This window comes from Bradyrhizobium sp. UNPA324 (genome assembly GCF_006658635.1).
Taxonomy (GTDB): domain Bacteria; phylum Pseudomonadota; class Alphaproteobacteria; order Rhizobiales; family Xanthobacteraceae; genus Bradyrhizobium; species Bradyrhizobium nanningense.
The window spans coordinates 4,373,751-4,387,183 of record NZ_LFJD01000004.1 but is presented as its reverse complement, the minus strand read 5'-3'; the positions used below and the strand labels follow the sequence as shown (position 1 = coordinate 4,387,183).

15 protein-coding genes are annotated in these 13,433 nt (G+C 59.2%); 9 read left to right on the top strand and 6 right to left on the bottom strand.

The genetic code is table 11. The features are described 5' to 3' along the window. Window positions 1-261 (bottom strand): hypothetical protein, encoded by a 261-nt coding sequence (locus UNPA324_RS21105; RefSeq protein ID WP_141935762.1) that lies wholly within the window; start codon window positions 259-261, stop codon window positions 1-3. Window positions 262-510: 249 nt separating this feature from the next. Here UNPA324_RS21105 and rocF point away from each other — a divergent pair, with 249 nt between their 5' ends. Both rocF and UNPA324_RS21095 read left to right on the top strand, forming a co-directional pair. Beyond that, window positions 511-1,488 carry an arginase gene (gene rocF, locus UNPA324_RS21100; RefSeq protein ID WP_141935760.1) on the top strand — a complete coding sequence of 326 codons (978 nt, stop codon included), beginning with the start codon at window positions 511-513 and terminating at the stop codon, window positions 1,486-1,488. Window positions 1,489-1,696: 208 nt separating this feature from the next. Further along, entirely contained in the window at window positions 1,697-2,131 is a 435-nt protein-coding gene (locus UNPA324_RS21095; protein ID WP_210246764.1) for a GNAT family N-acetyltransferase, read from the top strand. A 120-nt stretch (window positions 2,132-2,251) separates the two neighbouring features. Here UNPA324_RS21095 and UNPA324_RS21090 read toward each other — a convergent pair whose 3' ends face one another. Then, a complete protein-coding gene (locus UNPA324_RS21090) occupies window positions 2,252-2,578 on the bottom strand; it encodes a hypothetical protein (RefSeq protein ID WP_128919842.1) in 327 nt (108 codons plus the stop codon). A 575-nt stretch (window positions 2,579-3,153) separates the two neighbouring features. Here UNPA324_RS21090 and UNPA324_RS21085 point away from each other — a divergent pair. Continuing rightward, on the top strand, window positions 3,154-4,149 hold the full coding sequence (locus UNPA324_RS21085) for an ABC transporter substrate-binding protein (RefSeq protein ID WP_128919843.1): 996 nt from the start codon (window positions 3,154-3,156) through the stop codon (window positions 4,147-4,149). A gap of 158 nt (window positions 4,150-4,307) precedes the next feature. On the opposite strand, the gene UNPA324_RS21080 is transcribed toward UNPA324_RS21085, so the two are convergent. Further along, window positions 4,308-4,499, bottom strand: a complete 192-nt coding sequence (locus tag UNPA324_RS21080) for a CsbD family protein (RefSeq protein ID WP_141935758.1) — start codon at window positions 4,497-4,499, stop codon at window positions 4,308-4,310. Window positions 4,500-4,694: 195 nt separating this feature from the next. On the opposite strand from UNPA324_RS21080, the gene UNPA324_RS21075 reads away from it, so the two are divergent. Further along, the gene (locus tag UNPA324_RS21075) at window positions 4,695-5,072 is read left to right on the top strand and encodes a hypothetical protein (RefSeq protein WP_128919845.1); all 378 of its coding nucleotides are present in this window, start codon (window positions 4,695-4,697) and stop codon (window positions 5,070-5,072) included. A gap of 765 nt (window positions 5,073-5,837) precedes the next feature. After that, on the top strand, window positions 5,838-7,472 hold the full coding sequence (locus UNPA324_RS21070) for a hypothetical protein (protein WP_128919846.1): 1,635 nt from the start codon (window positions 5,838-5,840) through the stop codon (window positions 7,470-7,472). 309 nt (window positions 7,473-7,781) lie between these two features. Here UNPA324_RS21070 and UNPA324_RS21065 read toward each other — a convergent pair whose 3' ends face one another. Continuing rightward, entirely contained in the window at window positions 7,782-8,627 is an 846-nt protein-coding gene (locus UNPA324_RS21065; protein ID WP_128919847.1) for a hypothetical protein, read from the bottom strand. Window positions 8,628-9,147: 520 nt separating this feature from the next. On the opposite strand from UNPA324_RS21065, the gene UNPA324_RS21060 reads away from it, so the two are divergent. Further along, window positions 9,148-9,486, top strand: coding sequence for a hypothetical protein (locus UNPA324_RS21060; RefSeq protein WP_128919848.1), 339 nt, complete (start codon window positions 9,148-9,150; stop codon window positions 9,484-9,486). 75 nt (window positions 9,487-9,561) lie between these two features. Here UNPA324_RS21060 and UNPA324_RS21055 read toward each other — a convergent pair whose 3' ends face one another. Further along, a complete protein-coding gene (locus UNPA324_RS21055) occupies window positions 9,562-9,978 on the bottom strand; it encodes a hypothetical protein (protein ID WP_246667194.1) in 417 nt (138 codons plus the stop codon). Window positions 9,979-10,174: 196 nt separating this feature from the next. Between UNPA324_RS21055 and UNPA324_RS21050 the strand changes: the two genes are divergently transcribed. Both UNPA324_RS21050 and UNPA324_RS35970 read left to right on the top strand, forming a co-directional pair. After that, window positions 10,175-10,381, top strand: a complete 207-nt coding sequence (locus UNPA324_RS21050) for a hypothetical protein (protein WP_245471812.1) — start codon at window positions 10,175-10,177, stop codon at window positions 10,379-10,381. A gap of 5 nt (window positions 10,382-10,386) precedes the next feature. Continuing rightward, on the top strand, window positions 10,387-10,509 hold the full coding sequence (locus tag UNPA324_RS35970; protein WP_283810259.1) for a hypothetical protein: 123 nt from the start codon (window positions 10,387-10,389) through the stop codon (window positions 10,507-10,509). 45 nt (window positions 10,510-10,554) lie between these two features. Here the strand turns inward: UNPA324_RS35970 and UNPA324_RS21045 are convergent, their stop codons facing one another. Next, window positions 10,555-10,890, bottom strand: coding sequence for a nuclear transport factor 2 family protein (locus UNPA324_RS21045; RefSeq protein ID WP_245471813.1), 336 nt, complete (start codon window positions 10,888-10,890; stop codon window positions 10,555-10,557). 134 nt (window positions 10,891-11,024) lie between these two features. Here UNPA324_RS21045 and UNPA324_RS21040 point away from each other — a divergent pair. Next, on the top strand, window positions 11,025-13,433 hold a 2,409-nt coding region (locus UNPA324_RS21040), incomplete at its 3' end, for a response regulator transcription factor (RefSeq protein ID WP_141938945.1).

Here is a 13,433-nt window from a genome sequence, read left to right as displayed (position 1 = left end):
CTAGCGCCGCCGCGCGATCGCGACGCCAAAGAGAAATGCGACGAACAGGCTGGCAAGCGGCGCTTCGCGCGTGATCGCCGCGACCGTTGCAAGGGTTCCGCCGGGCTGGCGCGATTCCTCGATCGTGGAGGTGAGGCGGTCGACGGCCGCATGCAGGCCTCCGGCGACTTCACCGATCGTGCGGGAGACATCCGCTGCCGTATCGATGGCACGCTCGGCCATGCCGGGTTGGGACGTGGATTGCGGTATCTCCGTGCTCAAGGGCGTGACCTCCAGGCCTGATGATGAAGACCGGCACCTTTGGCTATCCGCGCGAGCGCTCGTTTTGAACAGCGGGTCTGACGACCTTTGGCTATCCGCGACAGGCGCCGTCAATTAACGGCGGGTGCCGGCCTTGGATGGGCAATGCAGCGCGAGAGCTTTTGTTCCTCCCGAAGCGAAGCCCCCCGTGAAGCGACGGGCGCGAATCTCTGTTAGGTTGGCTCAAGCTTGTTGACTGAGGAGGCAGCCGTGACCGATCGGACCATGACGGATCGAGCCCGGCGCATCGCTTTGCTCGGCGCTCCCATCGATATGGGCGCATCGCAACGCGGCACCTTGATGGGCCCTGCGGCGCTGCGGACCGCAGGCCTTGCGACACTGCTCGAAAGCCTGGATTTCGAGGTCGTCGACTACGGCGATCTTTCCGCAAGCGAGGTCCGGGACCTCGCCGACAGGCCGCCGGAACGGGCCAATCACTACCGCGATATCCAGCGCTGGACACGCGTTCTGAGCCGCAAAGGCTACGAGATCGCGAAAACCGGTGCCCTGCCGATCTTCCTGGGCGGCGATCACACGCTGTCCATGGGGTCGGTCAATGCCATGGCGCGTCATTGGCGGGAGCGTGGACGGGAGCTGTTCGTGCTCTGGCTCGATGCCCATGCCGACTACAACACGCCGGAGACGACGATCACCGCGAACATGCACGGCATGTCGGCCGCGTTCTTGTGCGGCGAACCCGGCCTCGACGGCCTGCTCGGCGACGATCCCCGCGCGTCGATCCATCCGGACAGGCTCGACTTGTTCGGCGCGCGTTCGATCGACAAGCTGGAAAAAGAGCTGATGCGCGCGCGCCGGATCAGGGTGGTCGACATGCGTCAGATCGACGAGTTCGGCGTCGCCGTGTTGATCCGACGCGTCATCGAACGGGTCAAGGCGAGCAACGGCGTGCTGCATGTCAGCTTCGACGTCGATTTCCTCGATCCGTGCGTCGCGCCGGGCGTCGGCACCACGGTGCCAGGTGGTGCGACCTATCGCGAGGCACACCTGATCATGGAGCTGTTGCACGATTCCGGCGTGGTCGGATCGGTCGACATCGTCGAGCTCAATCCCTTTCTGGATGAACGCGGCCGGACGGCGCGCACGGCCGTCGAACTGATCGGCAGCCTGTTCGGCCAGCAGATCACCGACCGACCGACGCCGAGCAACGCGATCGCTCCGGGCGAGTGAAGCCAGGGGCCGACAGGACCATGAGCTTGCGCCTTGTTGGCCGCTTCGCGGTCGACCAGCCGGTCGACCACGCCGGAGACGTCCGATTGTGACCCCAGAGCCGAACAAGTGCCTCGCGCATCACTTGGATCGGCACTGGTCTTGGGGCACGACTTTCGTTCGCAAGTAACTGTAGGTTGCGGTTAGTAGGCGGACCAAGGAGGCGGAATTGAGTACGATAGTCGAGATTCAAGCCACAGACCCGCTTATGTCGGCAGTATATGCCTTGCGACATAATGTGTTCGTAGTCGAGCAAGGTGTCCCGGAAGAACTTGAGGTCGACGAGGACGATAGGGTCGCCACTCATCTTGCCGCGGTGTCTGACGGCCACGTCATTGGCACGTTGCGCATTTTGCTCCATGGACGTACCGCGAAAATCGGCAGGATGGCTGTATCAGCGTCGTCGCGGACAGAGGGCATTGGGAGAGAGTTGATGGAGTCCGCCGCGACCACTGCCTCCAGCCGCGGTGCCGAGGAAATTATTCTCGGCGCCCAACTCACCGCATACGGATTTTACAAGCGATTAGGATACATGGAGGAAGGAGCGGTGTTCGATGATGGAGGCATACCACACGTGATGATGCGCAAGAAATTGCAGCTATGAACTTCCGATTGGCTGAAGCGACCGAAGGTCGACCATGTCTGCTTGTGGCCCAGAGCCGACCTTCAGCGCTTACTCTGACGAAGTCCGCAAGTGACGCAGAGCGGACGTAACCCACTTTATTCAAAATTCATCATTGCCCGCCCGATAGGATGGAGATTCACGCAGGGCTTTGGTTACGCCTCTCATTCGGGCATTTGAACCAACATCAAATCCGGCCACACTACATACCAAGTAGCGCTCATCATGCCTGCGCCCGGCCCTCAACCCTGCCGAATCGACGAGCAATACGGCCTGGTAATCCAATCCAGGACTTGATGAATGGATGCTCGAATGCAGTTCTTCTTTTATGAGATCGTCGCTCGCGTCGTCGCAGTCTATTTGTGCGTCGATTGCGTCCGCAAAGTGCGGTCTGGACTTGTCGAGAGAAAAATCACGTCCTTCTTTCATAGTGCTGATACTCTGGACTGGTTTGTAGACGGTCTTATGGGCTGGCCGAGTCAGGTTTTTCGTAGAGACACCGCGCCGGTCCGGTACTGGATGGAAATGGGGCACCAGACAGTAGCCTTTCTTGCATGCCTCGCTGTTGCGATACTTGGGTGGTGGCAGCCAAGCGCCTGAGCATCCAGTTACGGCCCATCGCGCCGTTCCGAGCATTGATCGAAATGGCCGCAATCGAAGGGTAGTCGGATCACCCGCGAAATCGGGAAGGCAGGCGCCCATGAAGCGTAGCGCAAGATCGCAGTCCGTCGCCGGTTATCCGGTCGGATCGCCTGGGCGGCTTCCGCATCATAGCGCCACGGCGGAGCCCTTTCTCCAGCCGGGAGAGCGAGCCACCTGATAGCTAAGGACCGGGTGGTCCGGTATATTTCGATGAAGTTTGGTAGGTCCGATTGTGGGCCCGCAGCGGACCTTCACGGCAATGCCCGCTGAGGGCCGCTGTTGCCCCATCTGAGCTGGTTTCAGCCCTATCAAGGTACTCGTTTTAGCCGATAGGATGCTGTTTCTCGACCGTGAGAGAGCCTATGAAGCGGCGAAAAGCTCTTGGTGTTATCGGCGGAGCAGCAGTGTGGCCGCTCGCGGTGTTGGCGCAGCAACCCAAGCACGTTCCTCGAATTGGCTTCCTGGTGACAGGTTCGATCGAATCTCCCGAGACGCGCGCATCTCTCAAAGCTTTCGGTCAAGGTCTACGCGAATACGGCTATATTGATGGTCAAAACGTGCTCGTAGAGGTCCGAGCGGCGGACCTGAAGGTCGAGCAGTTTCCGGCTCTGGCAAGTGAACTGGTCCGTCTTAAGGTCGATCTCATCGTTGCGTCGAATTCGCTCGCCGCGCGCGCCGTACAGCAAGCGACCACTACTATTCCAATCGTCGTGCCGGTTATGGGCGATCCTGTCGGAGACGGGCTCGTTGCCAGCCTCGCTCGACCGGGAGGGAACATCACAGGCTTAACTTTCCTTGGCCCGCAGCTTGTCCCCAAGCGCCTAGCCCTGCTCAAGGAAGCGCTACCCACGATTTCGCAGGTCGCCGCCCTCTGGCATCCCGGTGCCTATGGCGAGCGCACGATGAATGACATGATGAACGAAGCAGAGGCGGCGGCACTGACCCTGGGAGTTCACCTTCGACTTGTTGCCGTGCACGCTCCCGATGATCTAGATCGCGCCTTTTCCACGGTTGCCGCCGAACGGGCGGATGCCCTTCTCATCTTTCCTAGCCCGATGCTTTTCAACCAAAGAAAACGCATTGTCGATCTCGCGGCAGACAATCGGCTGCCATTAATGGCTATGGGCAAAGAGTTTGTACAACTCGGTGGGTTCATGTCCTATGGAGCGGATATTACCGACTTCAACCGGCGCTGTGTCGCCTACGTGGATAAGATACTCAAAGGCGCGAAGCCTGCTGACTTGCCCGTCGAACAACCGACCAACTTTGCACTTTTTATCAACCTCAAAACCGCAAAGACCCTTGGCGTCGAAATTCCTCCCTCGCTGCTGGCCCGCGCCGACGAGGTCATCGAATGAGAGAGATTGCTTGCGAGTTCGGCCCTTCGGCGAAGTGGCGATATCGCTCCGCTTCGCGCTTTCGACAAGACTACTGGCCTTTCGATAGCGAAGTGAAAGAGCCGTATCGCAAAAGCAATGGCCGCCCGGAGGCGGCCAGTTCTTGGTCTACATCTTCGCTATTTTCTTAAGGCGTCAGCAGTATCCCGCGCTGCGTCCTTCACATCTCCTGCAGCGTTATGGGCGGATCCCTTAGCCTTATCCATTTTGCCTTCTGCCTCGAGGTCCTTGTCTCCGGTAAGCTTGCCAGCCCCCTCTTTGATCGCGCCTTTTGCCTTGTCGGCGGCGCCCTTCACATGTTCACGGTCCATGATCGTTACCTCTCCTATCCGGAAGACAAGCACAACGAAATCGGTGCGCGGTCGTTCCTGCGAGACGGGCACCGCGTGTCCGTACAGTTGTAGCGGCGGATGAAGAACACGGATTGCGTTCCGTCCTGCTTTCACTGTGAAATTTGTCAACGCTGCAGTCGCAAGTTTTCATCAGTCTGGCGGAAACGTTCGGGGATGCCCACGTTGATTGAGCGGCGGGGCCTCGATGGAGAAACAGCCATGCGATACCTATCTGTGGCATTGCTTGTCGCACTTCCAGCCATATCGATGCCTGCTGCCGCCCAGCAGCAAACGGAGGCGACGTCTCAATCCGGTGTTGCTCAAAACGTGCAAACTGAAGCTGATAAGGGCATAAAGACCCGCAATTCCGGGGAGTCCGGGTATGTTGGCAACCAGGACCGGCCTGGCGCGGCTTCTCATGCACCGGGAGAGACAACCAACGCGGTCGGGACCACAACCGGTAGCAGTGCGCCCGGCAATCAATCAAACATGAATAGTTCGCAGGCCGATTACAACGCTTCCTTGAAGGATGGCTCTGCGCCAAAGAAATAACAGCTTGCGACGACCGCCTTGGAACAAGAGATCGCCCGCGATCTGCCAGCGGCACAAGGAGTGAAACCCGCGAGAAGGCCAAGCGGGTTTCTTTGTTTGTGCAGGCGTTGCCGCTTTAGGAGAACTCGGCTCTTGGTCCTAAGCGGACGCCATGCAAATGCGCCATACCGCTCCCACACGAATACGATTAGTCCGACTACATGTCCTTCAAGATTGATGGCCGCCGCCGCAACGAACTCGGCGCTAAAATCGGTGGCAAACAGGTGTTGAGGCGCTCCGAACGGGCAAAATGCCAACCCTAAAGGACAAGCTTCGATGCAAACCAGAGCACGACACACAAGCAGATGCCGATTCCCACATATGGCAACGCAACGCGCATCGGTCCCTCCTTGGCTCTGAGACGCTACGGGCCGCAGCGCGATTTGCATGTTGGCGATGCCATGACCATCCAATCGGCTCCTGCACGAACTGTGACGAGCAATCGCGGGCAATAGCGGCGGGACGGCTGCGATTCTCTGCGTTACCCACGACGCTGGGCTGAGATCGGACCGGGACGAGATTCCTCCTAAGGCCGCGGCAGAGCTGGGAAGTGCTGCGGCCGTGCAGGCTGCATCGGCAGATTAGCAGGCTCGTCGCCAAACTCCTCAGAACATCCATTTAAAATATTAAGTGCCCTTGATTTAAAATGTGATTTAAATGTAGCAACGAAACGTTGTAGATGTCCACCGTGCATCTTCACGTGAATCGGAATAAACGGAGGGGGCCATGGCGGTTTTATTCGGCGATACGACTGGATCGCTCACGGGACGCCAGCATGGCGGAAGCCAAACTCTGGTTGGTTCTGAACCGACGAACCTATTGTTCGGGGATGCGGGTTTGGACTTACTCGACCACGCAATCGGCGGTAACGACACATTGGTAACTTCCGGCGCGGGAAGTCTGTTCGGCGACGCGGGCGGTAATATTTCCGATCATGCACGGGGCGGCGATGATACGTTGTCAGCCCAGGTGCTCGCGTCTGCTATCACCATTGGCGAGACTTTCATCCTGAATATGTACGGCGATGCTGGCGGTGATATCTCGGCTTGGGCTATTGCCGGCGATGACACCCTTAATCTCGAACTGCCCCCGACCTTTACACCCGGGGTGAAAGTGAATGCCTACGGCGATGCCGGCGAAATCTTGTCCGGTCACGCCCGTGGTGGCGACGACCATTTTAGCGTTTCCGGTGGCGGGCATCAGGCGGTCACCGTGTACGGAGACGCCGGCGGCAACCTAATCAATCGCGCGGCGGGGGGCAACGACACGTTCGTTGGCCACGTCGGACCGGACAGTAATGTAGTGTTCTTTGGCGACGCGGGCGGTAGCTTGCTCGGGCATACCCGTGGCGGCGATGACAGCTTCACTGCGAGCGGATCTGAGTACAACAGCTATCTCTATGGCGATGCCGGCGGCGACATGGCTGGTCATGCGGCTGGCGGCAACGACAGTTTCGCCGTGAGCGGAACCAATCCGTTCAATTTTGTCTTTGGCGATGCCGGTGGAAACATGTCCGCCTTTGCCACCGGTGGGAATGACACCTTCAATGACTCAAGTGATGTAACCCTGACCGATCGAAATGTCTTCGCCGGCGACGCTGGCGGGAACATGTCCGGTTCCGCCCGGGGCGGGGATGACACGTTCAACAAGACCGGCTTAGGGGGAAGTACATTCTATGGCGACGCCGCAGGCGATATGTCTGATCAGGCCGAGGGCGGCGATGACACTTTCCAGGCTTCTGGCACCCAGCACCAAAATATCTTCTACGGAGACGCGGGCGGCAACATGGGTGATCGAGCCGTTGGCGGCGACGACATCTATATCGGTGGCAAGGTATTCTCTCAGCTCGCCAATCAGGCGTATGGAGATGCGTTGACCATGTCAGGCCACGCCGCAGGCGGTAACGACACGCTGGTCGGCGGCGATGATCCGAATCCGCATCCGGCAGGCAGCTACGAGACCATTCTCGTCGGCGATGCCCGATCCATGTCCGATTACGCACGCGGCGGCAGCGACAAGATTGTCAGCGGCACCGGAAATGATGACGTCTGGGGAGATGCCCAGATGATGCTCAATTTTGCGGAAGGAGGGAACGATACGTTCGTATTCAATTTCGCGAACGGCCACGACAGGATCGAGGATTTTGGACAGGGTCTCTCGAATCTGGGAATCGACCTCATCGATGTCTCTGCGCTTGGTATCCAGAGCTTCGGTGATCTCGCTATCTCGCAATTCGATCCGATGACACATGAAAGTTTGATTACCTTCAGCCCAGGTAACGATGTCACTGTTCATAGTGAGGAAGCACTCAGGCCTCAGGATTTCGTTTTCGCACCCCATCAGTACGATTTGTTGACGTGAGCCGCCCCTCGCATTGCTGCTGTAGGCCGTGAAGTGTTAGGGAAAATTAGCTCGGTGACCATGACCGGCTTAGAGTGCTGCGGGGCGTGATGCTCCAAGCCCTCGAAAGGACTTACGGGGCACCTCGCCCAAGTCAGCTATTGGCCCTTCGCTGACCTTCTCGGACGGCCTATGGATGTCAGCTTTTGACCCGATTGAGGCATCGGTCGCGTTCCAGCGTACCCGATATGAAGAGCTACAACCCGCCGATTCAGGCACCGACCAAATTTGACCGGTGATCAACTTCAAGACAGCCAACCAGGGAACTGATTACGCGCCGGTTGTCACGATGCAGTTGATCACAGACGGGTAATCACTTTGCTCCTGTAAGCGAATAAATTCTTTGATTGCGCGATAACACGTCGGCATCGACGAACTTCCACCCATGCTTTGGTTCGCCCAACGATCCAACATGACATGCGTCTTGACAATTTCTGAGTTCGCCGCGCGCAGTATGCCGATGGAAGGCGAAGCCGTTTCAAATAGATACTTGTGGAAGCTGATCACGAAAGTATCGCTTCTCGGCAACCCGTTGCCATACGGAAGAGTATCCACATCCCGCACAGTCTTTATTTTGTCATAGAGCCACTGCGAATCGATCAACGCTTTCCCAATCCCTCTTCCCTCAACGCCAAGCGGAGCAATCCACTCGGGACCTGGGGCTATGGTGGACCAAAAGATCACGCGATCATCACGGCGGTTCTCCATCGCCTTGAGCATGCAGAGGAATCGTTCCTTTTGTGGATCGTTCGAATGCTCCACCTCGTACTGGAGCTTCTTGAGTTTGTCGGGCCAGGGTATGGGCGCAGGTGGGGGTGGAGGCGGCGCAGCGGGAAGATAGATTTTGCGCAGCTTCGGGTCAGCCCCGATAAATGCGTAATTGCGCCCCCCGTCAATGCTATGGCGGCAACCCACGAGTTCTCGCAAATACCAATTCACCTCCTCGGGAACGTGCGTTTGGAAGTTGAACTCGATTAACGCCCACGCATCTATGTGCTCGCGCGCCGCAATTTTCCACCAGTCGTCTGTGTCTAAGACCGGATATTCGCGTCCGCCTTTGGGCGGCCACAAGCCGCGTTTCTGCACTGGATTAAGCGGAACTTTGATATTGACCATTCGACGCCTCCCGCACAGTCCGAACCGCAGCGCGATACGCACCGGCCACGGTAGCGAAAGAAATGAAGTTTCGCCGGAAACATCGGAATGGCAACACGTCGGCGACGCGCCGGGTATGACCTATCTCACAGTTGTTCTGGCAGCAGCCACTCGCGAACAATGCCGCTCCTTGACCCTTGGCTGGCCTTCTCGCGCAACCTATTGAGCGTCAGCTTCTGACCAAAGCGGAACGTGCATCGCTTCCGGCCCTAGCCGGGCTTTTTATTTGCTCTCTTTCTTGGCCTCGGCCTCATAGCCTTGCGCTTGTCCTTCGAGCCGCGGCCCGGCAGGAACATTCCCGCAATTGCCAAGTTTTCCCGATGCCCTTCCCCAAGGGCGACCCCCGTATTGCCCCAGCTCGAATGCCCCCCAATATCACCCCGAGCTGGGGCTTTTTTCCCGAGACCGGGCGGCGACGCGGCCGGAACTTTGCCGACGCATCACCGTTCCCGGTGCGCAGGCGCGAACGTAGGCGGACACCATGAAATGGATGCTTGTGGTCCTCGTCGGTGGCGTCGCGCCCGTCAACACCGATCTCGTATTCGACAAGTTCAGCGACTGCCTGTCCGCCGAGGCGCAAATGCGACAGCATTACTCTGACGCGTTCGATGCCTGGGACCGTTTGGCCGCAGCAAGAATTGACCGGCGCAGCGACTATAGGAAGGCCCGCGACCTCGAGGCGAAGAGACTGCTGAGTAACGTAGGCACCTGTGTGCCCCACGGTGGGGGAGATTCCGTTGCGCCGGCGGAGCCGCCCAAGCCGCCCGCCGCATCGTCGCAGCAACCTGCTGCGCCGTCGCAGCCAGCACCGCGAACCTAGCGAAACGCCGCGCCTCATTGAAAAAGGCCGCGCTCGTTCGGAGCGCGGCCGCATTCGTGATGACGCGCGAAGCGCTCACCGGTGGTGATGATGCCAACGTTGCCGCACGACGGGATATGATCCGCGGTAATAGGCGTAGGCGGGTCGCACGACGCGGCGATAGCGATAGCCGTAGGAAACGGGCTGCGTGTAATAGGTGGTTGCGGTGTATCCGCCGCCCCATTGATACGTTGCATCGTACGCGTCGTCGTAGGCGTATGGGCCGCCATAGTAACCAGCGCCGTAATAGCCTGGACCGTAGCCGTAATAGCCATATCCGGGCCCCCATCCATACGCCGAGGAGGCAAGCCCGCCGATCACGGCACCTGCGACAAGGCCGCCAGCGATGCCCGGTCCCCAGCCTCGCCAGTGGGCCTCAGCCGGAGACGTCGCAGCGATCGAACTCACACCAAGAGCGCCGGCCATCAGGGCCGACATTGCAATCTTCTTCATCGAGACACCTTTCACACATCGCATTGCTTCCACCCCCGAGATAACGGGAAAAAGAAGCAATGGTTGCTCGCTGCCAGAGCGTTCGCAGCACGCGCGATGTGATCCGTTCGACTAAAGATAGCCGGGAAAAACTGGAAACATTCAGGAATGCCTTGAGTTGGCAGCGACTGGATGCGGTGTCTGGAGAGCAAGCATCGTGGACGACGCCGTCTTGAAGAACGCCACTGAAATCGCCTGGACGGTGTACCGGGCGCGGCATCCCGACGTCGACGCATTCGACAGTCGGCGATGTCTGCTGGAACGCCATTTGCACAGGAGATGGGAAGAGCGCGAGAGCGATGCCGAAGAACTCGCCAGCTTCGGGATAGCCTACCTGGACCGGCTTCCCAGCGACGAATGTTGACGAGCATGAAAACGCTCGTCGCGCGCTTAGTCCGCGGAAGCACAAGGCCGAGCTGGACGCTGCTCGCGATCTCGTTTCTCATCTCGGCGGTCATCGTGATCGCCTTGCGCATCATCTTCGGGAGTTAGTCGCGGACACGGCGCGGACTGCCGGTCCGGATCGCGCGGGAGGCCCTAGGAGGAGGGACTGCAGTCCAGCACCTTGATCCTCCCGGCGGCGTCAAACGCCAAGACGGCGCTCATGACACCCGTACTGGTGACGTAAGAGATCACGGTTCTGTCGTCCGAGGGGTTGAGATCGTCCAACATTCCGGCCGGATATTTTCGAAGGCGGTCGATCCAATAGGCACGAAGTGCCTCGCGGCCGGTGACGGTTTGGGCGCCACCGCAACCGCAGTGCACCACGGCATCATCGGCATGGAGGTCCAAGATCGCTTCGATATCGCCCGCGCGATAGGCATCAAGCCAGTCAACCGCAATGGCCATCGGGTCAAAGGAGGGACTTTTCACCTATTACCGTCCAAAAGATTTAGGCCGCGGACCCCGCTAAGCCTCTTTTTTCCATGGATTAATTGTATTTTAATGCCCCACCCGGCCGCGGCCATATGCCGAAGGACATAGAGGACCGGGCCGGGGCAAAGTCGATGTTGGACACCTCCGCCAAGCAAGGGATCTTCAAGCCGATCCGGCTTGTGCTCGTCGATCGGCAACCGATCGTCTTGCAGGGACTGAAGTCGATCCTCGGGAGCCAGCAGGACTTCGATGTGGTCGCGTCGACCAGCGACGGGACCAGCTGCCTCGAGGCCCTCAGGAATTTGTCGCCCGACGTCGTGCTCATTGCCGACAACCTGCCGGATCTGACGGCATCCGACATCCTCGTGATCGCGAAAGCCGAGCAGCTCTCCACGCGCCTGGTGTTCTTTACCGAATCCGACATCAACGAGGATCTGACCGCAGCGATTGCCGCCGGCGCCTGCAGCGCAATTTCGAAATATGCCGCTCCCGGCCCCATGCTGCGATCACTGCGGCTGATGGCGAAGAGCGGTGTGTCGCTGGAGCCGTCCGATCTCTCGCCCACCGGTAATGAGGCTGATGGCGGCGGCAAGATCGAAAAGACGCTGGAGCTATTGACGCCCCGGGAGCGTCAGATCGTTCGACTGGTCTCGGAAGGAATGTCGAACAAGGAGATCGCGCGCCAACTCGACGTTTCCCAAGGGACAGTCAAAGTCCATCTGCACAATATCTTTCAGAAGCTCGAGATCACCAACAGAACGGTGCTTGCAACCATCTCATTGTTGCAACGCACCTCTGGCTTCAGCGCGCTCGCTCTGGCCTTTCTGGCGTTCGCAATTGCCGACGAGCTCAAGGCGTCGGAGGCGAACGACAGGTTTGCGAATGATGATGGTCCAGATCAGACGGGCGAGCAGGCCGGATATGAGGTCTGGAAGAAGGCCATTCTTCAACACCGCATCGTCTCGGAATCCGGCGAGACGCTCCCGCTCACCGAGAGCGGCTTGCTTGCCAAAGCAAGCCAAGCCACGAACCCGGCTGCGGCAATGGAAGCGCTGCGCGCGGCCGAGCAATTCCTGGGCGCGAAGCCGTGGAAAGGCGGCGCTCCTGTTGGATCCGGCTCGCCAAATCTTGCTGCGCCTTTGCTGCGAGCAACCAGCGACACTCCAACCGGAGGTGACCCTGCCGCGGAAGATCACCTTCCGCGGCTCGCTTCCAATCCGATGTCCCTTCAGGGCGGCTATGGCACCTTCGCCGCTCTCGCCGGTGCGTTGATCTACGCCCTGCACGATCCCCATCTCACCGCGCAGGCGCGTGAGTTGGATCTTAGGTCGATCGACAGCCTCCTGAGTGGCACCGGAGAAAATACGACCACAAAGCTGGCCGCGATCACGCATGTCGGCACCGATCACGCAGGCAACTCAGTCCCGGGTGTCCTCTCGCACGATCTCAGCCGGCCTTCCGGCTTTGTGACTGGAAGCGACAACGTCGCGCATCAGGGCGTTCGGGGGCATACGGGCCAGGACGCCGCGGCCGACAACGGCCAAAAACTTGATGACGTCTTGGATCGTGGTCACGCTTCCGGTCCGGGCGAATTTAGCCGCGATCAATTGATGGGCGGCAACGTCGAAAACATTGTTCATCGCGGCCCGCCCGATTCCAAGTCCGGCGCTTCCAACGCCGTCCAGGATGTCGCACCCGGGCCGAGCAGGATCAATCTTGCAGCGTTTGGGGCGCTGGCTTGGCTGCATCTGACGGCGGCAGCCAAATCGATCCCGCCACATACCCTCGCCTGGATCTACGATCCCGCCAGCAATCAAACGATCGTCTATCTGAATCCGACCGACCACGTGCTTGAGGTCGGGGATCGCGGCCTGATGGAAATCCATTTGCAGGGGATCGTTGCCATTGCCGAGACGGAGGTCGTGGCTCCGCCAGATGGCGCAGCTGTCGCGGTCACCCTGGAGCAGCTCGAACAAGCGCTGATATCGGCGATCGCAACCGATGAGATTGCTTCGAGTACGGACAGTAACCATGCGAGCGAGACTGCACTTGCGGCGGCCGGAATCTGGAGCGCTCTGGACGATGACGGCCTGAGCTTCCAATTCGCACAAGTTCGGACTGGCTTTGGAACGTCGGCAAAGTCCAGCGCCTTCACGAGCGGTTCGGGGGACAGGACGGAGGACAGTGCCGGTAGGTCCGGTATGTCAGCTTACGGATCATCAGTCGCGCCTGGTCATGGTGCGGCGCCTCCGGCAGCCGAAAATCTCACATTAAAGAGCGAGCCGGTCAATTCGAACACCAGTGCTCTGTCGACCAAGCAGACCGAGATTGTCCTATCGGGCCTCGAGACGGCCGACAGCACCGGCCACGGCAACTCTGATCACGCCTCGGAGCCGGGGTCGGCAAAGCCGGCAGCCATGGAAATGGCTGAAGCGGAGTCCAAACCCGGCAATGGTGTCGGGAATGACAATGAGCATCGTTCCCAGGATGCGGACGTTTTGCCAGCGGCAGCGAAGGCGGCGGAGCCTGGTAGCGACGAA

Coding starts and splice junctions, on each gene's coding strand:
- UNPA324_RS21090 (WP_128919842.1), bottom strand. CDS start 2,578: ATGAAAGAAGGACGTGATTTTTCTCTCGACAAGTCCAGACCGCACTTT.
- UNPA324_RS21085 (WP_128919843.1), top strand. CDS start 3,154: ATGAAGCGGCGAAAAGCTCTTGGTGTTATCGGCGGAGCAGCAGTGTGG.
- UNPA324_RS21080 (WP_141935758.1), bottom strand. CDS start 4,499: ATGGACCGTGAACATGTGAAGGGCGCCGCCGACAAGGCAAAAGGCGCG.
- UNPA324_RS21075 (WP_128919845.1), top strand. CDS start 4,695: ATGCCCACGTTGATTGAGCGGCGGGGCCTCGATGGAGAAACAGCCATG.
- UNPA324_RS21070 (WP_128919846.1), top strand. CDS start 5,838: ATGGCGGTTTTATTCGGCGATACGACTGGATCGCTCACGGGACGCCAG.
- UNPA324_RS21065 (WP_128919847.1), bottom strand. CDS start 8,627: ATGGTCAATATCAAAGTTCCGCTTAATCCAGTGCAGAAACGCGGCTTG.
- UNPA324_RS21060 (WP_128919848.1), top strand. CDS start 9,148: ATGAAATGGATGCTTGTGGTCCTCGTCGGTGGCGTCGCGCCCGTCAAC.
- UNPA324_RS21055 (WP_246667194.1), bottom strand. CDS start 9,978: ATGAAGAAGATTGCAATGTCGGCCCTGATGGCCGGCGCTCTTGGTGTG.
- UNPA324_RS35970 (WP_283810259.1), top strand. CDS start 10,387: ATGAAAACGCTCGTCGCGCGCTTAGTCCGCGGAAGCACAAGGCCGAGC.